Origin of the sequence: Amycolatopsis sp. NPDC049253, assembly GCF_040678995.1 — a bacterium.
Taxonomy (GTDB): Bacteria; Actinomycetota; Actinomycetes; order Mycobacteriales; family Pseudonocardiaceae; genus Amycolatopsis.
The window spans coordinates 180,366-204,786 of the sequence record NZ_JBFAQX010000009.1 but is presented as its reverse complement, the minus strand read 5'-3'; the positions used below and the strand labels follow the sequence as shown (position 1 = coordinate 204,786).

At 69.9% G+C, this 24,421-nt stretch carries 27 protein-coding genes and 2 pseudogenes; 16 read left to right on the top strand and 13 right to left on the bottom strand.

Features of this window, described 5'->3' with window-relative positions; genetic code table 11:
• Positions 1-4: 4 nt before the first annotated feature.
• Positions 5-1,216: a cytochrome P450 gene (locus tag AB0K15_RS22435; protein ID WP_364053501.1), complete on the bottom strand. Its 1,212-nt coding sequence runs from the start codon at positions 1,214-1,216 to the stop codon at positions 5-7.
• 200 nt (positions 1,217-1,416) lie between these two features.
• Here AB0K15_RS22435 and AB0K15_RS22430 point away from each other — a divergent pair, with 200 nt between their 5' ends.
• Together AB0K15_RS22430 and AB0K15_RS22425 are read left to right on the top strand one after the other, a co-directional pair.
• Positions 1,417-2,049, top strand: a complete 633-nt coding sequence (locus AB0K15_RS22430) for a helix-turn-helix domain-containing protein (protein ID WP_364053498.1) — start codon at positions 1,417-1,419, stop codon at positions 2,047-2,049.
• A 221-nt stretch (positions 2,050-2,270) separates the two neighbouring features.
• Positions 2,271-2,840, top strand: a complete 570-nt coding sequence (locus AB0K15_RS22425; protein ID WP_364053495.1) for a DUF4232 domain-containing protein — start codon at positions 2,271-2,273, stop codon at positions 2,838-2,840.
• A gap of 69 nt (positions 2,841-2,909) precedes the next feature.
• On the opposite strand, the gene AB0K15_RS22420 is transcribed toward AB0K15_RS22425, so the two are convergent.
• The 5 genes from AB0K15_RS22420 to AB0K15_RS22400 form a co-directional block, all read right to left on the bottom strand.
• The gene (locus tag AB0K15_RS22420) at positions 2,910-3,776 is read right to left on the bottom strand and encodes an aldehyde dehydrogenase family protein (RefSeq protein ID WP_364053492.1); all 867 of its coding nucleotides are present in this window, start codon (positions 3,774-3,776) and stop codon (positions 2,910-2,912) included.
• The gene (locus AB0K15_RS22415; RefSeq protein ID WP_364053489.1) at positions 3,769-5,202 is read right to left on the bottom strand and encodes an aldehyde dehydrogenase family protein; all 1,434 of its coding nucleotides are present in this window, start codon (positions 5,200-5,202) and stop codon (positions 3,769-3,771) included. The genes AB0K15_RS22420 and AB0K15_RS22415 overlap by 8 nt, the downstream gene beginning before the upstream one ends.
• A 1-nt stretch (position 5,203) precedes the next feature.
• On the bottom strand, positions 5,204-6,178 hold the full coding sequence (deoC, locus tag AB0K15_RS22410) for a deoxyribose-phosphate aldolase (RefSeq protein WP_364053486.1): 975 nt from the start codon (positions 6,176-6,178) through the stop codon (positions 5,204-5,206).
• Positions 6,179-6,334: 156 nt separating this feature from the next.
• Entirely contained in the window at positions 6,335-6,988 is a 654-nt protein-coding gene (locus AB0K15_RS22405) for a hypothetical protein (protein WP_364053483.1), read from the bottom strand.
• Positions 6,985-7,611 carry a DUF1707 domain-containing protein gene (locus AB0K15_RS22400; RefSeq protein ID WP_364053862.1) on the bottom strand — a complete coding sequence of 209 codons (627 nt, stop codon included), beginning with the start codon at positions 7,609-7,611 and terminating at the stop codon, positions 6,985-6,987. Before AB0K15_RS22400 ends, AB0K15_RS22405 begins: the two co-directional genes overlap by 4 nt.
• A gap of 107 nt (positions 7,612-7,718) precedes the next feature.
• On the opposite strand from AB0K15_RS22400, the gene AB0K15_RS22395 reads away from it, so the two are divergent.
• Entirely contained in the window at positions 7,719-8,165 is a 447-nt protein-coding gene (locus AB0K15_RS22395; RefSeq protein WP_364053480.1) for a protein tyrosine phosphatase, read from the top strand.
• On the opposite strand, the gene AB0K15_RS22390 is transcribed toward AB0K15_RS22395, so the two are convergent.
• Complete coding sequence (locus AB0K15_RS22390) at positions 8,149-8,388, bottom strand: DUF397 domain-containing protein (protein WP_364053477.1); 240 nt, start codon at positions 8,386-8,388, stop codon at positions 8,149-8,151. The genes AB0K15_RS22395 and AB0K15_RS22390 overlap by 17 nt on opposite strands.
• Positions 8,385-9,254: a helix-turn-helix transcriptional regulator gene (locus tag AB0K15_RS22385; RefSeq protein ID WP_364053474.1), complete on the bottom strand. Its 870-nt coding sequence runs from the start codon at positions 9,252-9,254 to the stop codon at positions 8,385-8,387. The genes AB0K15_RS22390 and AB0K15_RS22385 overlap by 4 nt, the downstream gene beginning before the upstream one ends.
• Between AB0K15_RS22385 and AB0K15_RS22380 the strand changes: the two genes are divergently transcribed.
• The 4 genes from AB0K15_RS22380 to AB0K15_RS22365 all read left to right on the top strand — a co-directional run bounded on the left by AB0K15_RS22380 (position 9,241) and on the right by AB0K15_RS22365 (position 12,090).
• Entirely contained in the window at positions 9,241-9,573 is a 333-nt protein-coding gene (locus AB0K15_RS22380) for a hypothetical protein (protein ID WP_364053471.1), read from the top strand. The two genes, AB0K15_RS22385 and AB0K15_RS22380, sit on opposite strands and share 14 nt — an antisense overlap.
• Positions 9,574-9,578: 5 nt before the next feature.
• Positions 9,579-10,202 (top strand): uracil phosphoribosyltransferase, encoded by a 624-nt coding sequence (gene upp / locus AB0K15_RS22375; RefSeq protein WP_360597295.1) that lies wholly within the window; start codon positions 9,579-9,581, stop codon positions 10,200-10,202.
• A 77-nt stretch (positions 10,203-10,279) separates the two neighbouring features.
• Positions 10,280-10,855, top strand: coding sequence for an RNA polymerase sigma factor (locus AB0K15_RS22370; RefSeq protein ID WP_364053468.1), 576 nt, complete (start codon positions 10,280-10,282; stop codon positions 10,853-10,855).
• On the top strand, positions 10,852-12,090 hold the full coding sequence (locus AB0K15_RS22365; protein WP_364053465.1) for a hypothetical protein: 1,239 nt from the start codon (positions 10,852-10,854) through the stop codon (positions 12,088-12,090). Before AB0K15_RS22370 ends, AB0K15_RS22365 begins: the two co-directional genes overlap by 4 nt.
• Before the next feature lie 109 nt (positions 12,091-12,199).
• On the opposite strand, the gene AB0K15_RS22360 is transcribed toward AB0K15_RS22365, so the two are convergent.
• The 4 genes and pseudogenes from AB0K15_RS22360 to AB0K15_RS22345 all read right to left on the bottom strand — a co-directional run bounded on the left by AB0K15_RS22360 (position 12,200) and on the right by AB0K15_RS22345 (position 13,442).
• Positions 12,200-12,349 carry a hypothetical protein gene (locus tag AB0K15_RS22360; RefSeq protein WP_364053892.1) on the bottom strand — a complete coding sequence of 50 codons (150 nt, stop codon included), beginning with the start codon at positions 12,347-12,349 and terminating at the stop codon, positions 12,200-12,202.
• A 12-nt stretch (positions 12,350-12,361) separates the two neighbouring features.
• Positions 12,362-12,556, bottom strand: a pseudogene (locus AB0K15_RS22355) (class I SAM-dependent methyltransferase); the annotation flags it as partial.
• Positions 12,514-12,822 (bottom strand): annotated as a pseudogene (locus AB0K15_RS22350) (SAM-dependent methyltransferase); the annotation flags it as partial. The pseudogenes AB0K15_RS22350 and AB0K15_RS22355, both read right to left, overlap by 43 nt.
• A gap of 29 nt (positions 12,823-12,851) precedes the next feature.
• Entirely contained in the window at positions 12,852-13,442 is a 591-nt protein-coding gene (locus AB0K15_RS22345; protein WP_364053462.1) for a TetR/AcrR family transcriptional regulator, read from the bottom strand.
• Between the two features lie 214 nt (positions 13,443-13,656).
• Between AB0K15_RS22345 and AB0K15_RS22340 the strand changes: the two genes are divergently transcribed.
• From AB0K15_RS22340 to AB0K15_RS22300, 9 genes are all read left to right on the top strand, one after another.
• Complete coding sequence (locus AB0K15_RS22340) at positions 13,657-14,058, top strand: MerR family transcriptional regulator (protein ID WP_220246259.1); 402 nt, start codon at positions 13,657-13,659, stop codon at positions 14,056-14,058.
• A complete protein-coding gene (locus AB0K15_RS22335) occupies positions 14,055-15,035 on the top strand; it encodes an aldo/keto reductase (protein WP_364053459.1) in 981 nt (326 codons plus the stop codon). The genes AB0K15_RS22340 and AB0K15_RS22335 overlap by 4 nt, the downstream gene beginning before the upstream one ends.
• A 66-nt stretch (positions 15,036-15,101) precedes the next feature.
• Positions 15,102-16,103, top strand: coding sequence for an aldo/keto reductase (locus AB0K15_RS22330; protein ID WP_364053456.1), 1,002 nt, complete (start codon positions 15,102-15,104; stop codon positions 16,101-16,103).
• A 157-nt stretch (positions 16,104-16,260) separates the two neighbouring features.
• The gene (locus AB0K15_RS22325) at positions 16,261-17,817 is read left to right on the top strand and encodes an NAD(P)-binding domain-containing protein (RefSeq protein ID WP_364053453.1); all 1,557 of its coding nucleotides are present in this window, start codon (positions 16,261-16,263) and stop codon (positions 17,815-17,817) included.
• Between the two features lie 3 nt (positions 17,818-17,820).
• Complete coding sequence (locus AB0K15_RS22320) at positions 17,821-18,864, top strand: alpha-hydroxy acid oxidase (RefSeq protein WP_364053450.1); 1,044 nt, start codon at positions 17,821-17,823, stop codon at positions 18,862-18,864.
• Positions 18,861-20,228 carry a cytochrome P450 gene (locus AB0K15_RS22315; protein ID WP_364053447.1) on the top strand — a complete coding sequence of 456 codons (1,368 nt, stop codon included), beginning with the start codon at positions 18,861-18,863 and terminating at the stop codon, positions 20,226-20,228. The genes AB0K15_RS22320 and AB0K15_RS22315 overlap by 4 nt, the downstream gene beginning before the upstream one ends.
• Positions 20,228-21,508, top strand: coding sequence for a cation:proton antiporter (locus AB0K15_RS22310; RefSeq protein ID WP_364053444.1), 1,281 nt, complete (start codon positions 20,228-20,230; stop codon positions 21,506-21,508). The genes AB0K15_RS22315 and AB0K15_RS22310 overlap by 1 nt, the downstream gene beginning before the upstream one ends.
• A gap of 87 nt (positions 21,509-21,595) precedes the next feature.
• Complete coding sequence (locus AB0K15_RS22305) at positions 21,596-22,243, top strand: response regulator transcription factor (RefSeq protein WP_364053441.1); 648 nt, start codon at positions 21,596-21,598, stop codon at positions 22,241-22,243.
• 2 nt (positions 22,244-22,245) lie between these two features.
• On the top strand, positions 22,246-23,424 hold the full coding sequence (locus tag AB0K15_RS22300) for a HAMP domain-containing sensor histidine kinase (RefSeq protein WP_364053438.1): 1,179 nt from the start codon (positions 22,246-22,248) through the stop codon (positions 23,422-23,424).
• A gap of 91 nt (positions 23,425-23,515) precedes the next feature.
• Here the strand turns inward: AB0K15_RS22300 and AB0K15_RS22295 are convergent, their stop codons facing one another.
• Entirely contained in the window at positions 23,516-24,352 is an 837-nt protein-coding gene (locus tag AB0K15_RS22295; protein WP_364053435.1) for a class I SAM-dependent methyltransferase, read from the bottom strand.
• Positions 24,353-24,421 lie beyond the last annotated feature (69 nt).

Below are 24,421 nucleotides of genomic sequence, written 5' to 3'. Positions count from 1 at the left end.
TCCCTCACCAGGTGATGGGCAGACAGTGGAGACCGAAGATCGCGGAGTCGTGCTTGAACGGCAGCTGGTCGACCGGGGCGGCCAGCTTCAGGGTCGGGATGCGGCGGAACAGCGTGTCGAACACGATCTGCAGCTCCATGCGCGCGAGGTTCTGGCCGAGGCACTGGTGCGCGCCGAAGCCGAACGCCACGTGCTTGCGCCCGCCGCGGGTGATGTCGAGCTTTTCGGGCTCGGGGAAGGCGTCGTCGTCGAAGTTGGCGGCGTAGCTCAGGCCCAGCACGCCCTCACCGGCCTTGATCGTGACGCCCGCGAGCTCCACGTCCTCGGTGGCGACGCGCGTGGTCGCGAACTCGGCGATGGTGAAGTAGCGCAGCAGCTCCTCCACGGCGTCGAGCGTCTTGCCCGGGTCGGCCTTGATCGCCTCGAGCTGGTCGGGGTTCTCCAGGAGCGCGACGGCGCCGAGCGAGATCATGTTCGCCGTGGTCTCGTGGCCGGCGATGAGCAGCAGGAACGCGAGCGACGTGAGGTCGTTGCGGTCGTACTCGCCTTGTTCGCGCTTCTTCGCGATCTGGCGGCCGAGCAGGTCGTCGGAGGGGTTCTTCTCCTTGTCCGCGACCAGCTTGTCGAGGTACTCCTCGAGCGCCACCACGGATTCGAGCCGCTCGTCGGAGGAGACCTCGCGGCTGAGGATGCGCGAGCTGTGCTTCTGGAAGAAGTCGTGGTCGGCGTAGGGGACGCCGAGCTGCTCGCAGATCACGAGCGACGGGACCGGCAGCGACAGCGCCGAAACCAGGTCGGCGGGCTTGTCGCCGGCGAGGATCGCGTCGATGTGCTCGTCGACGATCTCCTGGATGCGCGGCTGAAGCGCCTTCATCCGCTTCACGGTGAACTCGCCGACGACCTCGCGGCGCGCGGGGCCGTGCTCCGGCGCGTCCATGTTGATCAGCGACGGGTTGAGCTTGCGTTCGCGCCGCGGGGCTCCGTCGCGGAACAGGACCGGGAAGCCGGGGTTGAAGCGGTTGGAGCTGAACCTGGGGTCGTTCAGCATCGCGCGCACGTCCTCGTGCTTCGACAGCACCCAGGCGCGCTGCCCGGAGTCGAGCTCGACGAGCTTCGCGCGCTCGTCCTCGAAACGCTTGTACTCCGGCGGCGGCGCGAACGGGCACGTGCGCGCCATCGGGAAGCTGGCGAGCTCGGGTTCGGCAACTTCTGTCATGGTGGGATCCCCTTTTGGTGGTTTCGAACCTTTACGCAATGTATGTGGAGGATTACATTCCGGTTCATTGCCCACGGTACCGAAACGGAGGATCTTCGTCCACTAGCAAAGGGGTGACGGGCTGTGGTCGCAGTGCGTGGAGCGCTGTCCATGCGAGAATTTGCGCGCGTAACGAGTTCCCGGCGAGCGGAAGGTGGGCCATGAGCGCGGATCCCCAGGTCCCCTTGCGCGCGGATGCGCGGCGCAACCGCGACCAGATCATCGCCGCGGCGCGCACGATCTTCGCGGAGTTCGGGCCTGAGGTGCCGATGGAGGAGATCGCGCGCGCGGCCGGCGTCGGCGTCGGCACGCTGTACCGACGTTTCCCGGACCGCGAAGCGCTGATCCGGGCGGTGGCCGTCGACAACTTCTCGCGGGTGCTGGACGACGCGCGTGAGGCGGCCGAGCAGGAGCCCACCGCTTGGTGCGCGCTGGTGCGGCTGCTGCACCAGTCCGTTGAGCTGCACCTTTCCGTGCAGCTGGCGATGTTGTCGAAGAAGGCGCACGAGATCCTGAAGGAAGACCCGGCGATCGCGACGCTGCGCGAAGAGCTGCTGGTCGAGCTGGAAGCGATGGTGCGGGGCGCGCAGAACGAGGGGACGTTGCGCCCGGACGTCGCGGAGGGCGACGTGGCCATGCTGTTCGCGCTGCTGCTGCGTCAGCTGGAGTCTCGTTCGCCGGAAGTCGCCCGGATGTCCACCGAGCGCAGCATCGCGATCATGATCGACGGGCTGCAGGCCCGGCCCGGGACGCCGTTGCCGGGCCGGCCGCTGGGGCGGCACGACATCAACTGAAGCGCGCTGATCAACTGAACCGCGCCCGCGCGCGCGTTCACTCTTTGTGACGCTTCGGGGTGGCTGGGGTTGCGTTTCTGCGGCTGATCCCACAATCGGACATCCCGACTGTGACGTGGACGTCTTTCCCGGTGAGAGCGACCGAGGGGAATGAATCACCAAAACGGTCGTTCTGCCGGGCGGAGAGGCCGCCCGGGGTTCGAACAAGGGGAGAGTCCGAAATGACCACACGCAAGACCATCAGCCGCGTTGCCGCCGCCGTCGCCGTGGCCGGGATCGCCGCCGGGGCAACGGCTCTGGCCGCCGGGACCGCGAGCGCCGCGCCTGCTTCGTCTGCGTCGCCTGCGTCGTCTGTTCAGCCGTGCACGTCGAACCAGTTCACCTCGAAGCTCGTCTACGGCGGTGCGGGCGCGGGCAACCGCTACGGCGCCCTGCAGTTCACCGCCAACCCGGGCGAGCGCTGCTACCTGCCCGGCAACCTCGAGGTGGACCTCGTCGGCGCGCACAACGTGCTGATCAACAACACGGCCCCGGCGGACGCGCCCGCAGTGGCGCTCGTCGACGGTTCCTCGGCCTACGTGCCGCTGCACTGGACCGGCATCGAGCCCTACGCGCAGCAGCAGACGCCCAACGCGGTCAACGTCGTGGCGCCGTCCGACTCCAACCAGCACGGTGACTACATCAACCCGAACGTCACCGTGGACTGGACCCTCGGCGTGGTCGACGCCGACTCGGTCAGCCACACCATCGACGTCGGCGCCGTGACGCGGGGGCTCGCGCCGACTGCGTGACAGCTCTTGTTCCAGGGGCGGGCGGCACACCAGGGGGTGCCGCCCGCCTTTCTCTTGGTCCGGGCCGGCTCAGACGCCCAGCGGGTGCCAGACGGTCTTCGCCTCCAGGTATCGCCGCAGCCGGGAGAGATCCGGCGTCGGCGTCCAGTCGGGTTCGGCGTCGGGGACCGTGAGCACCCGCTTGACGGTGCCCGCCGCCTCGCGCGCCAGCGTGATGCGGTCCTCCGGCGTGGCGCCGGTGGGGTCGAGGGCGTTGACGTCACCGTGCGAGGCCAGCCACGGGCCGAGCTCGGCCGCGCGGCCGGTCAGCACGTTGGCGACGCCGCCCGGCAGATCGGACGTCGCCAGGACCTCCGACAGCGTGATCGCCGGCAGCGGACGCTCGGCGCTCGACACGACGACGGCCGTGGAACCACCGGCCAGCACCGGCGCCAGCACGCTCACCAGGCCGAGCAGCGACGACTCCTGTGGCGCGAGCACGCCGACCACGCCCGTGGGCTCGGGCACGGTGAACGAGAAGTACGGCCCCGCAACGGGATTCGCCGCGCCGAGCACCGACGCGATCTTGTCCGTCCACCCGGCGTACCAGACCCAGCGGTCGATGGCGGCGTCCACAAGGGACTCCGCCCGGCTCGGCGCGAGACCTTCCGACGCGGCGACCTCGCTCACGAACTGCTCGCGCCGGCCCTCCAGCATCTCGGCGACGCGGTAGAGCACCTGGCCGCGGTTGTAGGCCGTGGCACCGGACCAGCCGGGGAACGCTTTGCGCGCCGCCACCACGGCGTCGCGCACGTCCTTGCGCGACGCGTGCGCCGCGTTGGCCAGGAACTTCCCCTGCGGGTCGGTGACGGGGTAGACCCGGCCCGACTCCGAGCGGGGGAAGACCCCGCCGATGTAGAGCTTGTACGTCTTGGCGACTGAGATCCGGTCAGACATCGAGGTAGGCCTCCAGCCCAGTGCGCCCGCCCTCGCGGCCGAACCCGGACTCCTGGTAGCCGCCGAACGGCGCGGCGGGGTCGAAGCGGTTGAACGTGTTGGCCCAGACGACGCCGGCCCGGAGCTTGTTCGCCATCCAGAGGATGCGCGAGCCCTTCTCGGTCCAGATGCCGGCCGACAGCCCGTACGGCGTGTTGTTGGCCTTCGCGACGGCCTCGTCCGGCGTGCGGAACGTGAGCACCGACAGCACCGGCCCGAAGATCTCCTCGCGCGCGATCCGCATCGACTGGTGCACGTCCGAGAACACCGTGGGAGCGAAGAAGAACCCGCGGTCGGGCACCGGGCACGGGCTGGTCCAGCGCTGCGCGCCCTCCGCGTCGCCCGATTCCACGAGTCCGCGGATCTTCGCCAGCTGCTCGGCGGAGTTGATGGCGCCGATGTCGGTGTTCTTGTCGAGCGGGTCGCCCATCCGCAGCGTCGAGACGCGGTAGCGCAGCTTTTCCAGGACCTCCTCGGCCACGGATTCCTGCACCAGCAGCCGCGAACCCGCGCAGCAGACGTGGCCCTGGTTGAAGAAGATCCCGTTGACGATCCCCTCCACGGCCTGGTCGAGCGGCGCGTCGTCGAACACGACGTTGGCCGCCTTGCCGCCCAGCTCCAGCGTGAGCTTCTTGCGCGTGCCCGCCACTGTGCGCTGGATCAGCTTGCCGACCTCGGTGGAGCCGGTGAACGCGATCTTGTCGATGTCACCGTGTTCCACCACGGCCGCGCCGATGTCCCCGGCGCCCGGCAGGATGTTCACGACACCCGGCGGGAGTTCGGCCTGCTGGCAGATCTCCGCGAACACCAGCGCGGTGAGCGGCGTGGTCTCCGCCGGCTTGAGGACGACGGTGTTGCCCGTGGCCAGCGCGGGAGCGATCTTCCACGCCAGCATCAGCAGCGGGAAGTTCCACGGGATCACCTGACCCGCGACGCCCAGCGGCTTCGGGTTCGGGCCGTAGCCCGCGTACGCCAGCTTGTCGGCCCAGCCGGCGTGGTAGAAGAAGTGCGCGGCGGCCGTGGGGATGTCGGAATCGCGCGATTCCTTGATGGGCTTGCCGTTGTCGAGCGACTCCAGCACGGCCAGCTCACGCGAGCGCTCCTGGATCAGGCGTGCGATGCGGAACAGGTACTTCGCCCGTTCGCTGCCCGGCATCCGCGACCAGACCGTCTCGTAGGCGGCGCGGGCCGCGCGCACGGCAGTGTCCACATCGGACACCGACGCCGTGCCGACCTCGGCGAGGATCTCCTCGGTGGCGGGGTTCACCGTCTTGAGCGGCTCGCCCGAACCGTCGACGAACTCGCCGCCGATGAACGGCCGGTAGTGGTCCTTGAGGTTCGCGATGTCGCGCGACTCGGGCGCGGGGGCGTATTCGAAGATGCCCATGTCAGTCCACCGTCACGTAGTCGGGGCCGCTGTAGTGGCCGTCCACCTGGGTGCGCCGCTGTAGCAGCAGGTCGTTGAGCAGGCTGGACGCGCCGAAGCGGAACAGGTCCGGGGTCAGCCACTGCTCGCCGGCCACCTCGTGCACGGCGACCAGGTACTTGATCGCGTCCTTGGTCGTGCGGATGCCGCCCGCGGGCTTCACGCCGCGCAGCTCGCCGGTCTGCTCGTGCCAGTCGTGCACCGCCTGCAGCATCACGTGGGTGACCGGCAGCGTCGCGGCGGGGGAGACCTTGCCGGTGGACGTCTTGATGAAGTCACCACCCGCCAGCAGCGCGAGCCACGACGCGCGGCGGACGTTGTCGTACGTGGCCAGCTCGCCGGTTTCCAGGATCACCTTCAGGTGCGCTTCGCCGCACGCCGCCTTGATCGCGCGGATCTCGTCGAAGACGTCCATGTAGCGGCCCTCGAGGAACGCGCCGCGGTCGATCACCATGTCGACCTCGTCGGCGCCGTACTCCACGGCGAGGCGCGTGTCGGCCAGCTTGACCTCTCGGCTGGTGCGCCCGGACGGGAACCCGGTCGCGACGCTCGCCACGTGCACGGCGCTGCCCTTGAGCGCGTCGACCGCGGCCTCGACCATGTCGGGGTACACGCACACGGCGGCCACGCGCGGGCAATCCTGCCGCTCCGGGTCCGGGCGCAGGGCCTTCGCCGCGAGCCCGCGGACCTTGCCCCGTGTGTCGGCGCCTTCGAGCGTGGTCAGGTCGACCATCGAGATGGCGGTGTCGATCGCCCAGCGCTTGGCGTCTTTCTTGATGCTGCGTGTGCCCAAGGCCGCCGCTCGCTGCTCGACCCCGACCTGGTCGACGCCGAGCAGCCCGTGCAGGAACCGCCGCAGGCTCGCCTCGTCGCGAGTCACGTCCGCCAGCGGCGCCGGGGTGTCCGGCGCCGCGTTCGGGCTGGTGGTTGTGGTCATGCCTGTGAGTGTAGGTGGGCCACGTCCTGTGCCGGGTCACTCACGGAAATCTGGGGATGACCACCCGGGGTCGGGGGAGTTGTCCACAGATCCCGACCGGGGCTTGCCGAGCCGGTGAACCACCGGGCTAGATCGAAGGCGCGACTGGAATTCGGATCACGTGGTTGTGCGGCCGGTGAATGGCGGAGCGACGTAGTCGCGCCAGAACGGGACCGTGGCTTGGGGCGACCAGTCGTCCGGAAGTTCGGGTGTGGGTTCTTCGAACTCCCGGTCGATGTATTCGGCCAAGTCGGTGCCGAAGTAAATGGTGTCCGTGCCCCGTACTGACAGGACGGGGTGTCCGGAAGTGCCGCGGCCGGCGGGGAGGAAGCGGTGTGCGTAGACAGGCACCAGCCTCGGCACGTCGGCCAGGGCCAGGCGGGCCACCTGAAGGGCTGCCTCGAGCGACTCCGGCCGAGTGCCCCAGTCCGGGCGCCAGTATCCGATCTTCTCGACGTCCCACAGCAGGTAGTCGACCGGCCAATCGAGCTGCTTGCGGAGTTCGACGGGGTCGCCGTCGCGCCACTCGGGCCACGGTTTTTCCCAGGTGGTCCAGGTATCCGGTTCCGGGACGAACGGGCTGTTCATCGGCAACCCGGCCGCGAGGAACGCTCGGTGGTCGTCGGCGAATTCGAAGCCGTGTTCGGCCTCGATGCGGGCGAATTCGGCGTCGGTCAGACCGGGCGCGATGGTGCAGCAGCCCAGCTCGGCCAGACGGCGGGCGGCGGCGATGCCCGGATTCACATGCTCACTTCTAGACAACGCGCTCACGACTCGATCTGCCGGTTGTCCTTCTTCGCCTTCTTGCGGTACACGACCACGCCGCCCCAGAAGGCGAGGCCGTTGATGGTCAGGGTGGGGGCGGTGGGGGGGGCGGGTGGGGCGCCGGACTTGTCTTCGAGGACGAAGCCGCCCATGAGGCCGAGGCCGGTGACGTCGACGTTGATGTCGTCGGGGACCGTGATCTCGATGCCGCCCATGATGGCGACGGCGGTGATGGTTGACTGTTTGTCGGCGAAGCGGGCGCTGCGGAGGTCGATCTCCGTGCCGCCCCAGAAGGCGACGCTGGTGTGCTGCGGCGGGAGGACCCAGCTGCCCTTGCGGACGGCGCCGGAGAGGACGCCGATCGAGACGTTCGAGCCCGGGTGGCCGCCGATGCGGCTGTCGGGGAGGCCGAGGGCGCGGCTGGTGGCCGGCTGCAGAGCCGAAGAGGGCGTTGACGGCGTGGCGCCGATCGGCAGGTCGCGGGTCACGGGCTTCAGCTCGCCGATGGTCTTCGCCGCGTAGACAGTGGAGAGCCGCTCCTCGAGCTCCGTCATCGTGATGCGGCCCTCGGACAGCGCTTGGTGCAGAACCTGCGCGACCTGCTCGCGGTCGGCGTCGGAGGCCCGCATCTGGTCGGGGCTCGGAAGGGCTGCGTCGTCACTCACCCGGGGCAGCCTAGCCCGATCGGGGGTGGTCCGGGGTCCATCGAACGACGGATAAGGGCCAAGATGGGGCGATGGCATCTGCACTGGTGGGGACCCTCGCACTGCCCGACGGCGCTCAGGTCCGTGGCCGCGGACTCGGCCGGCCCGCGCCCGAGGGCCCGGCTCCGACTTACGGCCTCTACCTGGGGTCGAACCGCCTGCGCCGCAAACACGACGACAGTCTCACCTGGGACCACGACTGGATCCGCTGGCCGGACTTCCTGCTACCGCTGAACTGGGCCGACGCGCGGCGCAAGATCCTCGCGCTGCACGCCCGCGCGCTGGCGGGGGAATCGGTGGAGGTGGCCTGCTACGGAGGCGTCGGCCGCACCGGCACGGTCCTCGCCTGCCTTGCCACCATTGCCGGCTTGTCCCCGGACGACGCCATCGAGTGGGTACGCGAGAACCACCACCACCGGGCCGTCGAAACGGCCTGGCAGCGGCGGTGGGTTCGCTGGTTCGCTAGCGCGCGGAGCTGAGGAACGCAGTCCACGCGGCCGGCGACACGGTGAGGTGGCCGCCCGCGCGGTCCTTCGTGTCGCGGATCCCGATCTCGACCGGTGAGGTGGCGACCTCGACGCAGATCGACTGGTCTGTGCTGTGCGAGCTCTTGTGCCAGGCCGCGAACTCGACGCAGTTGGAGTCGTTCGTGGTGTAGGAACTCTTGCGCCACGCGGCCTGGGCGAAGTCTGGGGCGATCATGGTTCGTACTCCTCAGCTGGTGTCGGCTCGCCGATGATATCGGCAATCATCCGGGCCGAGTCGCCAGTTGACAGCGCGATGGAGCGAATATCACGCCAAGCGGCCTTGACGTTGTCGACAAAGTCATCCTCTTCGAGGAAGCTGCTTGTCCCTCGGCTCTCGACGTGTGCCAGCGTGGGTTCGTTGAAGAACTCGAGGAGAACGAATGGACCGCGAAGCCCGGCATGTGCACGAGTTGAAAAGGGCACGATCTGGAACGTGACGTTCGATCTGCGCCCAAGGGTCAGGAGGTGGCGAAGCTGGGCGCGCATGGTTTCCTGATCGCCGATCGGTCGGTGCAGAGCCATCTCATCGACCATGACATGGAAGGCAGGAGCGTCTCTTCGGCTCAGAATCAGCTGGCGCTTGATCCGGGCGGCGACTAGTCCTTCGAGTTCAGGGTCGGTCAGGTTGTGATCGCCACCGTGAAGCAGCGCTCGGGTGTACTCGGGGATCTGCGCGATGCCGGGGATCAGCAGAGTCTCATAGTTCTTGATGGCCGAAGCCTGCTCCTCGAACCGGATCAGGTCCTTCCACGTCGGTGGCAATTTCCCGTTCACTTCATGCCAGTTGCGCTCCTCGCCGCCCCTCACGAGGGCCATGAGCTCTTGCCGCAGATCCGACGGGGCCTGCAGGAAACCCAGGATCGCGGCGACGTCGTCGGGATACAGGCCGCGGTCGCCCGTTTCCATGCGGGAGATCTTGCTCTCCGAGAAGTCCACGCCTTCGGCCACCTGTTTGCAGGTCATCTTCCGCAGCAACCGCAGGCGGCGCAGTTCTCCGGAAACTCTCCGCTGCCGAACGGAGACCCCTTTGTTCTTCGTCATGGGCACACTTTGTCCTCTTGCCATGGTGGCACGAAAGATCGCTCACCTGAAGGAAGGTTGCGTGCGGTTCTGGCATCGGGAGAACGTTTGGCTCGTGTTCTCGCGGAGGAGGAAACCCATGCGCCAGTCTTGGAAGATCAGTGGATCGTACGCCAACTGGAGGATGATCGTCTGCATCGAGCCGCCGGATGATGCGAACGTCGCGGATGTGCCGGCGTGGCCGTTCGACAAGCTGGCTCCGGTCGTCGGGCATTTCTTCGAGGCGGTGAACTACTACGAGATGAGCCGAGACGCGGACGACACCAGGCAGCTAAGTTAGGCGGCATGGATGTGCACGTCGTCGATCACCCGCTGGCCAAGGCCCGCCTCTCCACGATGCGTGACGCGCGGACGGACAGCGCGGCGTTCCGGGCCGCGCTGCACGAGCTGACCGTGATGCTGGTGTACGAAGCCACCCGAGACGTGCCGGTGCGCACCGAGCGGATCCACACGCCCGTCGCGCGCACGGAGGCCTACCGGCTGGCCAGCCCGCCGCTGCTGGTCCCCGTGCTGCGCGCCGGCCTGGGCATGGCCGACGAGGCGCACAAGATGATCCCCGACGCGCAGATGGGGTTCGTCGGGCTCGCGCGTGACGAGGAAACCCTCAAGCCGACGCCCTACCTGGAGTCGCTGCCGGAGTCGCTGGCCGACCGGCCCGTGATGGTGCTCGACCCGATGCTCGCCACCGGGGGCTCGATGGAGTACACCATCCGGCTGCTCACCGACCGGGGCGCCACCGACGTCACGGCCATCTGCGCCCTGGCCGCGCCCGAAGGTCTGGAGCACCTGGAGAAGACCGGGCTGCCGGTGCGCGTGGTCACCGCGAGCATCGACGAGCGGCTCAACGACTCCGGCTTCATCGTCCCCGGGCTCGGCGACGCGGGAGACCGCCAGTACGGCGCGGTCTGACCAAGCCGCCTGACCCAGCGGTCTGAACCACGAGAAAACACCCACAACACTTCCGACGTTCCCGGCCACTTCCCGGTGTGACCATCCAAGGGGAAGCCGTGGACGCCGAGCTCTTCGGGCGCGCGGCGGGCGGGGACGAGAGGGCGTTCGGCGAGCTGTTCGAACGCCATGCGCAGGCGGTGTGGAACCACGCCTACCGGCTGACCGGGTCGTGGGCGCTCGCCGAGGACCTGACGTCGAACACGTTCCTGATCGCCTGGCGCAAGCGGGCCGAGCTGAAGCTGATCAGGGACAGCGCGCTGCCGTGGCTGTACACCGTCGCGGGCAACCTCGCCCGCACGGAACACCGCGGCGCGCGCCGTCGCCTGAAACTGCTGACGCGCATTCCCGAGCCGCCGGCGGTGTCGGACCACGCCGACGAAGTCGCGGCCCAGCTCGACGGCGAAGCACGCCTGAAAGAAGTCATCGCGGCCGTCTCCGGGTTGCCCAAGGCGCAGCGCCAGGTCGTGGAGCTGTGCCTCCTGGGCGACCTGCCGACCGCCGATGCGGCGGCGCTGCTCGAAGTCGCGGAGGTCACCGTCCGCTCGCACCTGTCCCGGGCGCGAGCCCACCTGCGTGCCCTCCTCGACGAGAAGACTCTGGAGGACAAATGATCGACAACCTCCCGCCGCGCCGCGAACTCCCGCCCGAGGTGCGCGACCGCATCCGGCTGCGGGTGCGGGCCGGGCTCGCCGAGGAAAAGCAGCCGGCTCACCGGCGGCGTTCCGCGTGGCTCGTCGCGGCGGCCGTCGTGGTGGTGGCCACCGGTGTCGTGTTCGCGGCCGGCGTACCGCGCGGCGACTCGGCGGGACCGCTCGCTCCCGCCGCAAGGCGCGACCCGGGTCACGACATACTCGACCGCTGCCGGAACGCGATGAAGCCCTATTACCCGACCATCGCCGATCCGAGCGCCTGGGACATCCCGTTCATCCTGAACCACGGCGGCGCGACGGTGACGGCGGCGATGATCGACGGCCGGCCGCTGTTCTGCGAGACGACCGCCACGACGGTGACCGTCTCGGACCCCGACGCGGTTCCTTCGCCCGTGCCCGGGTCCCAGGCCAAGGTGTACCTGCGCACGGCCGATGGCCTGGTGGCGGGGTTGGCGGACCCGATGTGGCGGGGCGTGCGGGCCGTCACGCCCGGCGTGACGCTGCAGCCGGACGGGCCGACGGCAGCGTGGGTCTCGCCGCTGTCGCACCAGTTCGCGGTGTTCACCGGCGCGGGCCCGGCGGTGCGGCTCGCCTTGGGGCCGGAGGGCAGCGAGGTGGACCCGTCCGCCCTCGTCTCGGCCCCGGCCGCGCTCACCGTCAGGGTCGACCGGCCGGTGCCGGCGGAGCGCCGGTCCGAGGCCGGCCGGTTCCTCGACGAATGCCTCGCGTCCGCTCCGCAGCAGGTGCCCGACCGAGGTGCCTACGTCGCCGGGGCGTATCTGACCTGGAACGACCGCAAGCTGGTCGTCGCCCGGCTGGGGCAGCACGTGCTGACCTGCTCGGCGCGTCCGTATCCGGGAAGGGCCGGAGCCACCTACTACGCGATCGACCCATCCTCGGCGCAGGAGCTGAAGGCGGGCGCCGCCGGCGGTGCGCTTGTCCCGGTGTTGGCGCCGGTGAAGGACACGGGCGAGCCGGAGCGGCTCGTGTTCGCCGGGGGCGTGCCCGAGAACGTGACGAGGGTTTCGGTCACCTACCCGGGAGGGACGCCGAAGGATGCGACGGTGGCGCACGGAACGTTCGCGATCTGGCACAGCGACGCCGACAATTCGTCCACTGTGGACGCGAGGGCGAACGTGAAGGCCTACGACGCCGCGGGCAACGTGGTGATCGAGGCGTCGCTCAAGCTGTTCTGAGCGGCTTCGACCCGAACACCCAGCGGATCCGGGTGATCGGGTCGACGACGGCGGGGCCGGGGCGGGTGCCGTCGTCGAAGAGGCGGCCGATGTCGGTGCCGGTGCCGGCCTAGATGGCGGTGTAGAGGTCGTGCGAGCGCAGGGTGTCGTCTTCCTGGCCGAGCACGATTTCGTACCCGATCTGGCTCTCGGGTGCGGAAAGGCGGTCGACGTCGGCCATCAGCCGGGCCTCGGCGGCGCCGGAGAGGTAGGGCAGCACGCCTTCGACGAGCCAGGCGGTGGGCTCGGCGGGGTCGAAGCCCGCGTCGGCGAGCACGGCGGCCCAGCCTTCGGCCAGGTCGGCGACGAGGAAGCGGTGCTCGACGCGCGGCGGGGCTCCGGCGAGGACGCGGCGTTTGAAGCCGAGGACGTCGGCGCGCGGTCCAGCTCGAAGAACCGCAGGCCGGCGGGCAGGTCGAGGCGCCAGGCGCGGGTGTCGAGGCCGGAGCCGAGGAGCACGGCCTGGGTGACGGTCTTGCTCGCGGCCAGGAGGAAGTCGTCGAAGGCGCGGGTGCGCAGGCCGGAGTAGCTGCCGCCGCGACCCCAGAGCGGGTCGGCGTCGCCTCCTTCGACGTCCTCGATGCGGGTGGGCAGCCGGACGTCTTCGGCCGCGCGGACGAAGCGTTCGGCCCATTCGTCACGGATGAGGCCGTCGGGGCGGTGGGTCTCGATGGCGCGGGCGGCGGCGATCATCAGCGCCGTGGCGCTCACGCCGGGCTCGGTCACTTCAGCCAGCCGGAAGCGTTGGCGCGCAGGGCTTCCTCGTACGCGCCGCTCACGCTGAACTCCGGCGGCAGGTTCCCCGACAGCTCCAGCGACACCAGCCCGTGCACGAGTCCCCACGAGCTGACGATGATCGCCTCGGGTGCGACGTCCGCGAACTGCCCCGACGCGATCCCGCGGCGGACGGTGTCCTCGAGCGGCTCGAGGGTCGCGCGGGCGAGGCGGTCGGCCTCGGCGTTGGGCTCGAAGCCGGGCACGGAACGGGTGAACATGATCGCGTACAGGTGCGGATCGGCCTGCGCGCTGGCGCGGTAGGCGACGCCGAGGCGCACCAGGTCCGCGACGGCGTCGCCGGTCCGCTCCACGGCGTTCAGCCGCTCGCCGAAGCGGCGGAAGCCCTCGACGTACAGCGCGTTGACCAGGTCGGGCTTGCTGCCGAACAGTGAGTACACGGCCGTGGTCGACGTCCCGGCGTCGGCGGCCAGCTTGCGCAGGGACAGGGCCTTCGGGCCGTCGGCGGAGATCAGCTCGCCGGCCCGGTCCAGCAGCTTCAGCCGGAGGGCTTCGTCGTGCGTACGGGGACGGGGCATGCGCTCAGCGTAACGCAACGGTGTTACGGTACGCGACCCTTCGAAGGGTGATCCGGTACTCGGGGAGCGGTTCCGGGACGGTCACGCCTCGGCCGATCCGCTCCACGCGGCCGGCATTGTGGCGCTCGTCGCCTGCTGACCTGCGCAATCCAGGCATCACCCCACCCGGTCGGGATTTGACCTGGAGCGCACTCCAGGTCGTACTGTCGAGCGTATGAGCTACTCGATAGCGGAAGCCGCACGACGTAGCGGCCTGTCGATCGACACCCTTCGGTACTACGAGCGGATCAAGCTCCTGGACCCGCCGGCCCGCGACGCGGCGGGGCGACGCGCGTATTCGGACGACGATCTGAACTGGCTCGGGTTCCTCACCAAGCTGCGGCTCACCGGCATGCCCATCAAGAGCATGCGCGAGTACGCGTCACTGCGGCGCCACGGCGTCGCGAGCGCCGGGCGCCGCAAGGCGATCCTCGTCGAGCAACGCCAGTCGGTGGCCGACCGGATCGCCGAGCTCCAGGGGTGCCTGGACATTCTGGACTACAAGATCAGCAACTACGACCAGGTGGAACGCAAGGTCCTCGGCCACGTATCCGCCATGGAGGAGATCTCCGCGTGATCGCTACGAGGAAACTCGGTGAGCTGGAAGTAAGCGCCCAGGGCCTGGGCTGCATGGGGATGAGCCAGGCGTACGGGGTGCGGGACGACGACACCGAGTCGATCGCCACCGTGCACCGCGCGCTGGAGCTGGGCGTGACGCTCCTGGACACGGCCAACGTGTACGGGGCGGGGGAGAACGAGAAGCTGGTCGGCCGCGCGATCGCGGACCGGCGCGACCAGGTGGTGCTGGCCACGAAGTTCGGCATCGTGTGGAAGGACGGCGGCATGAGCGCGCGCGGCGACGCCGCGTACGTGAAGCAGTGCTGCGACGAGTCGCTGCAGCGTCTGGGCGTCGACCACATCGACCTCTACTACCAGCACCGCGTGGACCCGGACACTCCTGTCGAGGAGACGTGGGGCGCGCTGGCCGAGCTGGTGGCCGCCGGGAAGATCCGCTACGCCGGGATTTCCGAGGCGAATGCCGACACGATCCGGCGCGCCCACGCGGTGCACCCGGTCACGGCGCTGCAGAGCGAGTGGTCGCTGTGGACGCGCGGCATCGAGGACGATATCCTCGCGACCTGCCGTGAGCTGGGCATCGGCGTGGTGCCGTTCTCGCCGCTGGGCCGCGGTTTCCTGACCGGAGCCGTGACGTCGATGAAGGACCTGCCCGAAGACGACATGCGCCGCGGGATGCCGCGCTTCGCCGACGGGAACTTCGAGAAGAACATGGCCATTGTGGACGCTTTGCGCGCGCTGGCCGAGAAGAAGGGCGTGACCGCCGGACAGCTCGCACTCGCCTGGGTGCAGGCCCAAGGCGAGGACGTGGTGCCGATCCCGGGCACGAAGCGGCGCAAGTACCTCGAAGAGAACGTCGCCGCGGCGCAGCTCGAACTGTCCGAAGAGGACCTCGCCGCGATCGAGCAGGCGGCGCCGGCCGACGCCGTGGCCGGGGCGCGCTACCCCGAGCGGCTCGCGCGCGCGGCCGGCAAGTAAACCCCGTTCCGTGAAGGGCCCCAGGACATTCCGGGGCCCTTCACAGACCGAACTCCAGGAGAGAACATGGCTGGATCGACACTGCCTGTGCGCCGCCTCGGCACGCTCGAAGTGAGCGCGCAGGGCCTCGGCTGCATGGGGATGAGCGAGTTCTACGGCGAGGGTGACGACACCGAGTCGATCGCCACCATCCACCGCGCGCTGGAGCTGGGCGTGACCCTGCTCGACACCGCCGACATGTACGGCATGGGGGACAACGAAGAGCTCGTCGGCCGCGCGATCGCCGACCGGCGCGACCAGGTCGTGCTCGCCACGAAGTTCGGCTTCGTGCGCGACCGCGAAGACCCGAGCAAGCGCGGGGTGCGCGGCGACGCGGCGTACGTGCGCGAAGCCGTCGAAAACTCGTTGCGGCGCTTGGGGACCGACCACATCGACCTCTACTACCAGCACCGCGTGGACCCCAACGTGCCCATCGAGGAGACGGTCGGGGCCATGGCCGAGCTGGTGCGGCAGGGCAAGGTGCGCCACCTCGGCCTGTCCGAGGCCGGCGCCGAGACGATCCGGCGCGCCCACGCGGTGCACCCGATCTCGGCCGTGCAGACGGAGTGGTCGCTGTGGTCGCGCGACATCGAGGACGCCGTGGTGCCGGCGTGCCGCGAGCTCGGCATCGGCCTGGTGCCGTACTCGCCGCTCGGCCGCGGGTTCCTGACCGGCAAGTTCACCTCGGCCGCGGACTTCGGCGAGGACGACTTCCGCCGTCAGACGCAGCCGCGCTTCGCCGAGGGGAACCTCGAGAAGAACCTCGCGATGGTCGAGGCGCTGCGTGCGCTGGCCGAGAAGAAGGGTGTGACCGCGGGTCAGCTCGCGCTCGCCTGGGTGCAGGCGCAGGGTGAGGACGTGGCACCGATCCCGGGCACGAAGCGGCGCAAGTACCTCGAAGAGAACGTCGCCGCCGTCGCGCTCGAACTGTCCGAAGAGGACATCCGGGCGATCGAGACCGCCGTGCCCGCCGCCGAGGTGGCCGGCCCGCGCTACTCCGAGACGGCGATGAAGCTCCTGTCACGCTGAGCCACCCGACCGGCAAGGGCACCTCGAGGGACGCGGATTCCCCCGAGGTGCCCTTCCCGGATTTTCGCCCACCCGCTGATCGGGATCTCTGAGCCTTTTCTGAGATCTCCGGTTCAGGCTGTCGGCCGTCAGGCGAAGATCGAGGCTGGAGGCCGGTGTGGTGGACGACGTTCTGGACTATCTGGTGGTCGGCGCGGGGCCCGCGGGCCTGCAGCTCGGCCGGCAGCTCGAACGGGCGGGTCACCGCTACCTCTTGCTCGAAGCGGGTCCCACGCCGGCCACGTTCTTCACCAGGTTCCCGCGTCACCGCACGCTGATCTCGATCAACAAGAAGCACACGGGCTGGACGGACCCGGAGCTCAACCTGCGCGTCGACTGGAATTCACTCCTCGACGACGGTCCCGACCCCCTGCTGTTCACCGACTACAGCGCCGAGCTCTTCCCGCCGGCCGAGACGTTCGTCCGCTACACCGCCGACTACGCGGCGAAGCACAAAATCGCCATCCGCTACGACACCCGGGTGACGCGGATCAGCCGTGACGTGGAAAGCGCTCTCTTCACGCTCACCGACGGCGACGGAAACACTTACTCCACGAAGCGCCTGATCATGGCGACCGGTGTGACCAAGCCGTACATCCCCGACGTTCCGGGCATGGAGCTCGTCGACCAGTACGCCGACTTCGACACCGACCCCGCGCAGTTCACCAACAAGCGGGTGCTCATCCTCGGCAAGGCCAACTCGGCCTTCGAGACCGCCGACAGCATCAACGCCTACGCGGCCGTGCTGCACGTCGCCGGTCCGCGGCCGGTGAAGCTCGCCTGGCGCACGCACTTCGTCGGCCACCTGCGCGCGTTCAACGCGGGCGTGCTCGACATGTACCAGCTCAAGCTGCAGCACGCGATCCTCGACGGCGACGTGCGCGAGATCCGCAAGGACGAAGACGGTTACCACGTGAAGTTCGCCTTCACCCGTGCCGACGAGGTGGTGAAGGAGATCCGCTACGACCGCGTGATCGCCGCCACCGGCTTCCGCTTCGACGCCTCGATGTTCGACGAGGACTGCCGCCCCGAGCTCACGATCAACGACCGCTTCCCGGCTCAGACGTCGTCGTGGGAGTCGGTGAACGTGCCCGGCCTCTACTTCGCCGGCACGATCACCCAGGCCCGCGACTTCAAGAAGGCCACCAGCGGCTTCATCCACGGCTTCCGCTACGGCGTGCGAGCGCTGTCGAAGGTGCTCGAAGAGCGCTACCACGACAACGAGTGGCCGCAGACCGTGCTCAAGGCCGAGACCGGCGAGCTCGTGGACGCCGTGCTCAAGCGGATCAACCGGACGTCGGCGTTGTTCCAGCAGTTCGGTTTCCTCGCCGACATCCTCGTCGTCGAGGGCGGCCAGGCCCGCTACCTCGAAGAGATGCCGGTGGCCCGCTTCGCCGACACCCCGCTCAGCGACGCCGAAAACGCCTTCCTCATCACGCTCGACTACGGCCCCGACCACGACAAGGTCGACCCGTTCGACTTCACCGTGAAGCGGGCGAGCCAGGACGTCGCCAACGACAACGGCGAGGGCCACTACCTGCACCCGATCGTCCGCCACTACCGGCGCGGCGAGCTCGTGGCCACGCACCACGTGACGGAGAACCTCGAGAACGAGTGGGATCGCCCCGTGCACGTGGAGGCGCTCACGAAGTTCTTCACCGACCAGCTGGCCTGAGCCGTGCGCACGATCGCGGAGCTCGAAGCCGCGGCACGCGAGCGGCTCGACCCGGTGCACTACGACTTCTACGCGGGTGCCGCCGGCGACGAGCTGACGCTGCGGGCCAACGAAGAGGCGTTCTCCCGGCGCGTGCTCGTGCCCCGCGTGCTGCGGGGCGCGGCCAAGCGCGACCTGGCGACGGAGCTGGTCGGCTCGCCGCTGTCGATGCCGGTGCTGGTGTCGCCGACGGCGTTCCACCGGCTCGCGCACCCCGACGGTGAGGCGGCGACGGCGAAAGCGGTCGCGAAAGCCGGCACGGTGCTGGTGGTGAGCATGGCCGCGACCACGGCGGTGGAGGACATCGCCGACGCCGCGCGCCAGGCCGCGGCCGACCCGGCGCTGTGGTTCCAGCTCTACCTGCAGCCGGATCTGGAGTTCACGGAGTCCGTGGTGCGCCGGGCCGAACGCGCGGGCGTGCGGGCGTTCGTGGTCACGGTCGACTCGCCGGTGTTCGGCCGGCGCGAACGCGACCACCGCAACGGTTTCCACGACCTGCCGCCCGGGCTGGTCGTGGAGAACCTGCGCGACGGCTCGGGCCGCGTGCGCGACATCGAGATGTCGGCCGGGTTCACGTGGGAGCACGTGGCCTGGCTGAAACGCACGACCGCGCTTCCCGTGCTGCTCAAGGGAGTGCTGCACCCGGACGACGCCCGGCTCGCGGTCGAGGCGGGCGTCGACGGGCTCGTGGTGTCGAACCACGGCGGCCGTCAGCTCGACACCGCCGTGTCTACTGTGGACGCTCTGCCCGCGCTGGCCGAGGCCGTCGCGGGCGCGATCCCGCTCGTGCTCGACGGCGGCGTGCGGCGGGGCACCGACGTGGTGAAGGCGCTCGCGCTGGGCGCCACCGCCGTCGGCGTCGGCCGGCCCGTGCTGTGGGGCCTCGCCGCGGCGGGTGAGGAAGGGGTGACGGAAGTGCTGGAACGCCTCCGGGAAGAGACCGACCACACGCTCGCGCTGTGCGGGGCCGCCGCGCCGGCCGACCTGACCGCGGACCTCGTCCGATGAGGCGGCTGCTCACGGCCGCGCTGGCCGCCGGGCTCGTCGGTTCGCTGCCGAAGTGGCTGCCCGGCCGCGTGGTCGCCTTGCGGGTGAAGATCTTCGCGCTGGTCAACGGCGAGGAAGGCCTGCCGATCCCCGGGCAACGCTTCGGGGTCAAGGACTTCCGCCGCGTGTACGCCGACCCGGCGGCCAATGGCCGCAGCAAAGGCGCGGCGCTGTCGGACCTGTTCTGGTACTGGCTCGCGCCCGGCCCGGAGGTGCACCAGGAGCACCTGGAGGCCGGTCCGCGCTACGACGAGGTCGCCAAGACCACGCGCCACATCCTCGTGAAGACGCGCGCGGAGTCCGAAGAGCTCACGCGCCGCGTCACCGAGCACGTGCTCGACGGCCTGGAGATCGGCGACGGCAAGTACATCCGGCTGCGCGACGAGATGATGCCGATCTGGGCCGAGCTGTACTACGAGCTCGTGTTCGGCGAGCCGTGCCCGCCCGAGGCGCGTGATCTCATCGTGGGCCACGCCGACGACGTCGTCTCGGCGCTGAAGTGCGTCCGGCCCCGCAACATGCGCCGCCGCGCGAAGCTCACGAAGTACCTGCGGCGCCGCCTCGGCGACATCCCGCACGCGCTGCCGACCCGCCTCACGCGCGACGAGCAGGTGTTCTACCTGCAGGGCACGTTCTTCAACACCGCCGTGGTGCAGATGTCGGAGGCGATGGCGCACCTGCTGATGATCATCGCCCAGCACCCGGACGTGCAGCAGCGGCTGGTGGCGAACCCGGACGACGACGAGTACCTCGACCGCGTGATCGACGAGGGCCTGCGCACGTACCCGCTGTTCGGCATCGCCCACCGCATCACCACTGGTGACATCGAGCTCGACGACACGACGATCGACGCCGGCACCGTGCTCCTGTTCAGCTACCCCGACTTCCACCACGCGGGCTTCGAGCGGCCCGACGAGTTCGACCCGTCGCGGTGGGAGCCGCCGGCCGGTTGCCCGGCGCACGCGGGATTGTCGAAGAAAGACGCGAACTTCCTGCCCTTCGGCGTCGCGCAGAACCGCGCGTGCCCGGCCCGCGGGCTGGCGCCGATCACGATGCGCGTGGTGACGCGGGAGTTCCTGCGCCGCTACTCCGTCGCGTCGAGCGCGGCCCACACGCGCTCGATCCCCAACCGCGGCCCGGTGTTCCTCACTCCGCGCGGCTCGGCGCGCTCGACCCGCGGCCCGCTGGCGTACCTCGCCGTGCGCGACCGCTGGGAAGACGTGTGGCGCAGCCTCGCCCAGCTCGTGTTCGGCACCTACATGGTGCTCGACGCGCGGCAGAAGCGTTTGTGCGTGAACTACTTCGCGAACCACGGAGGCGAATGATGACCCCGACCGAGGCCGCGCCGGCGTTCTTCCTGGCGGTGGTGGTGATCCTCGCCGTGGTGCGGCTGGTGAGCGCGCTCGCGGTGAAGGTGGGCCAGCCGCCGGTGGTGGGCGAGATGATCTCCGGGGTGCTGCTGGGGCCGTCGCTGCTCGGGCTGGTGCTGCCCGACGTGCAGGCGGCGCTGTTCCCCGACACGGTCCGCACGTTGCTGTACCTGGGCGGGCAGATCGGGCTCGTGATCTACATGTTCGGGGCCGGCTACGAGTTCCGCGTGGGATCCATCAAGGACTCGGCCCGGTCGGTGGCGGCGGTTTCGGCCGCGGGCACGGTGGTGCCGCTCGCGCTCGGTGTCGGCGTCAGCGTGCTCGGCGCGAGCTGGGTCGGGATCCTCAAGCCCGGTGTGTCGCCCGTGGTGTCGGCGGCGTTCGTCGGGGTGGCCATCGCGATCACCGCGTTCCCGATGCTCGCGCGGATCATCACCGAACGCGGCCTCGGCAGCACGCGGTTCGGCTCGCTCGCGCTCGCGTGCGGCGCGCTCGACGACGTGCTGGCGTGGATCCTGCTGGCGGTCGTGCTCGGCATGCACGCCGGCTCCGCGGGACCGGTCGTGACGGCGATCGGTGGCGGGGTGCTGTTCGCGCTGCTCGTGTGGCTCGTGGTGCGGCGGGTGCTCGTGAAGACCATGGCGAGCCCGCGGGTGAGCGAAAGCCAGCGCATCCTCGTGACGGCGATGATCCTCTTCGCGGCGGCGTGGTTCACCGACACGATCGGGCTCTACGCGGTGTTCGGCGCGTTCGTGATCGGCATCGCGTTCCCCCGCGGCGAGGCGGCGGACAAGGTGCTCGCGAAGATGATGCCGCTCGGGCAGATCGTGTTCCTGCCGTTGTTCTTCACCTACTCCGGGCTCAACACCCGGTTCGCGCTGCTGGCCGACCCGAACCTGTTGCTGTTCGCGGTGGTCTGCGTGGTGGTCGCGGTGATCGGCAAGCTCGGCGCTTCGTGGGGCGCGGCGCGGCTGGCGGGGGAGCCGCAGCCGATCGCGCTGCGCGTCGGGGTCCTCGTGAACGCGCGGGGCCTCATGCAGCTGATCGCGCTGAACGTCGGGCTGGCCGCGGGGATCGTGTCGCCCGCGTTGTTCACCGTGCTCGTGCTGGTGGCTCTGGTGACGACGATCATGACCTCGTCGGTGCTCGGCTGGCTCGACCGCCGGGATCGGCGCAAGTACTCCGCCGATCAGCTGCCGGAGTTCCTCCTTTCGGCTCAACCGGCGGGTAAATGATCGATTCCCTACGAAAGTTGAGGGTTCAATCGACGCTCTGACTGCGAGTATGGACACGTGCACGAAGAGGCAGGAACCGCAGCCCGAGTGCTCCTCGTGGAGGACGATCGTGAACTGGCCGGGATGTTGTCCGAGCTGCTCACCGACGAGGGCTACGAGGTCGAGCTCGCCCATGACGGCCAGCGCGGCCTGCACCGCGGCCTCACCGGGAACCACGACGTGATCATCCTCGACCGGCGGCTGCCGGTGATGGACGGGCTCGAGGTGCTCGCCGGGCTGCGGCGCCGGGCCGTGACCGCGCGCGTGCTGGTGCTCTCGGCGCTGGGCGAGCTGGCCGACCGCGTCCACGGCCTCGACGCCGGCGCCGATGACTACCTGGTGAAACCGTTCGAGACCGACGAGCTGCTGGCCCGGCTGCGCGCGTTGTGCCGGCGGGACCTCGACGGCGCCGAATGCCTGCCGCTCGGCACCGCGGCGCTCGACCTGCTGCGCCACGAGGTCGTGTTGTCCCGCGGCGAGCGTGTGACGTTGTCGGGGCGCGAGTTCGAGCTGCTGCGCACGCTCGCGCAGCGGCCGAAGGCCATCCACCCGCGGGAGGCGCTGCGCACCCACGTGTTCGCCGACTCGACGGGGGAATCCATTGTGGACACCTACGTGTACTACCTGAGGCGCAAGCTGGGGCGCGAGGTGGTGAAGACCGTCCACGGCCTGGGTTACCAGATCGGGGCCATGTGACGGTGATCGTCGATCCCGACGCGCGGGCGCTGCGGCGCGCGCGGCGGACGATCGCGAGCCAGATCGCCGTGGTGATCACGCTGGTCGTGCTCGCCGCCGGCGCCATCGCGTACTGCGTGCTGGTGCACGGCCAGCGCGAGGAGGTCGACCGGCAGATCGAATACACGCTGGGCCAGGGCCTTTCGGCGACGCCGCCGGGCTGCGTGTTCCTGGTGACGCCGGCGGGGCACGTGCCCGCCGCGCTGCCGTTCGCGCCGCCGCCCGCGCCCGCCGTGCCGCCCGGCGGTTCCGTGACCGCGGAACAGGAACTGGCCGGCTCGACGTACACGGTCCGCGCGGTGGACCACGGCGGCCAGGTGTGGCAGGTCTTCGTCGACCAGCGCTACCAGGCCGCCGACCGGCAGCAGCTGCTGATGGGCCTGGTGATCGCGGAACTGGTGGTGCTGCTGGTTTCCGTCTTCAGCGGCTACGTCCTCGCCGCGCGCGCGATCCGGCCCCTGGGCGAGGCATTGCGGCGCCAGCGCACCTTCGTCGCCGACGCGTCGCACGAGCTGCGCGCGCCGCTCACCCGCCTGCACACGCGCGCGCAGCTGCTGGCGCGGCGGGCCCGGATGGCGCCGGTGCCGTCGGACGACCTGGACCTGCTGGTGTCCGGCACGCGCGAGCTGGGTGAGGTCGTGGAGGACCTGCTGCTGTCGACGCAGGCGTGCAACGAGCGGCCGTTGCTGGAGCCGGTGGAGCTGGGGCTGCTGGCGGAGCAGGCGGTGGAGGCCGAAGCCGTGCGCGCGGGGGACCGGCGCGTGCGGATCGAGGTGCGTCGCTCGCCGGGGCTGCTCGACGTGGTGCCGGGCGTGCCGGCGGCGTTGCGGCGGGTGCTCTCGGCGTTGCTGGACAACGCGATCGGCCACACGCCGCCCGGCGGGTCGATCGAGGTGACCCTGGAGAACCCGGACGACCGGCACGTCGAGATCCGCGTCGCCGACACCGGCGTCGGCTTCGCGCAACGGGACGCGGAGCGGCTGTTCGAACGGTTCGCCCACGGCGGCCAGGGCGAAGGCCGCCGGTTCGGACTCGGCTTGGCCTTGGTACACGAAGTCGTGACGGGCCACGGCGGAACCATCGCGGCGGCCGGGGTGCCGGGTGTCGGGGCGACGTTCACGTTGAGGTTCACGCGGGCCTGAGCCGGAGCGGCCGGCGCCCCGGCCCCCGGCTGCTCCGCCTCCACCTCACGCCCGGCAACTGTGGTCGAGCTCGTTCCCGAGCCGTCTGCGACTACGCACCACCGCCCACGAGCCGAGTAGCAGCAACGTTGATCCTCATCGCCCACGGCACCAAGCCATCCACCGCGAGAGGTTCGACCTGCGCCAGGAACCTCTCCCGTAACTCGGCCACCTCATCCTTTCCCACCACGGACAACTCGTAGAACGTCTCCGCGTTGTCCTGCCACACCGCCAGCGGGGTACTGCGGTGCCGGATGGTGATCCGTTCCCATGTCACCGGCGCGAACCCCACCGGCCCGAGGATCTCGTCGAGCCCCTCCCTGGTCCGACTGCGCCGATCACCGAAACTCGGCAGCAGCCCTTGCTCGCGAGCAGCCCGGAAGAGCGGCAGGGCGAGCGATCGGAACACCTCGAGGGCGGCACTTCCCTCGGCGCCACCGCTTCCGACCGCGATCGCGAACCGCCCACCGGGCAGCAGTACGCGCGCCGCTTCCGCGGCAACCTGCTCCGGCTCGCTCATCAGCATGAACGCCATGTGCGACACCACCGCATCGAACGACTCGTCTTTCCAGAGCAGCTCCTGTGCCCGACCTACGCGAAGATCCGCGTACTGCAGCTCCGGCCGCCGGCGTGCGAACGCGAGCTCGTTCGCCGAAAGATCGATCCCCGCCAACCGCCGCGCTCCGCGATCGGCGAACACGGACAGCAGCTCCCCGTCCGCGCATCCGAGGTCGAGCACCCGATCCGCGTCGCCGACACGGTCGGCGAACGCCTCGTACGCCGTGCGGCCGTCCGAAGTCAGGACTGCGCGAATGCTCACCGACTGCTTGCCCGGGTCACGGTCGTGAAAGGTCCGGAGGAACCGCTCGACGGAAGGTCGTGAAGTCATCGGTCGACCCTATTCGCCGGGACGGCGACCGAATTTCGGCGCCGCGCCGCCGCCGACGTCGGCCGAGCG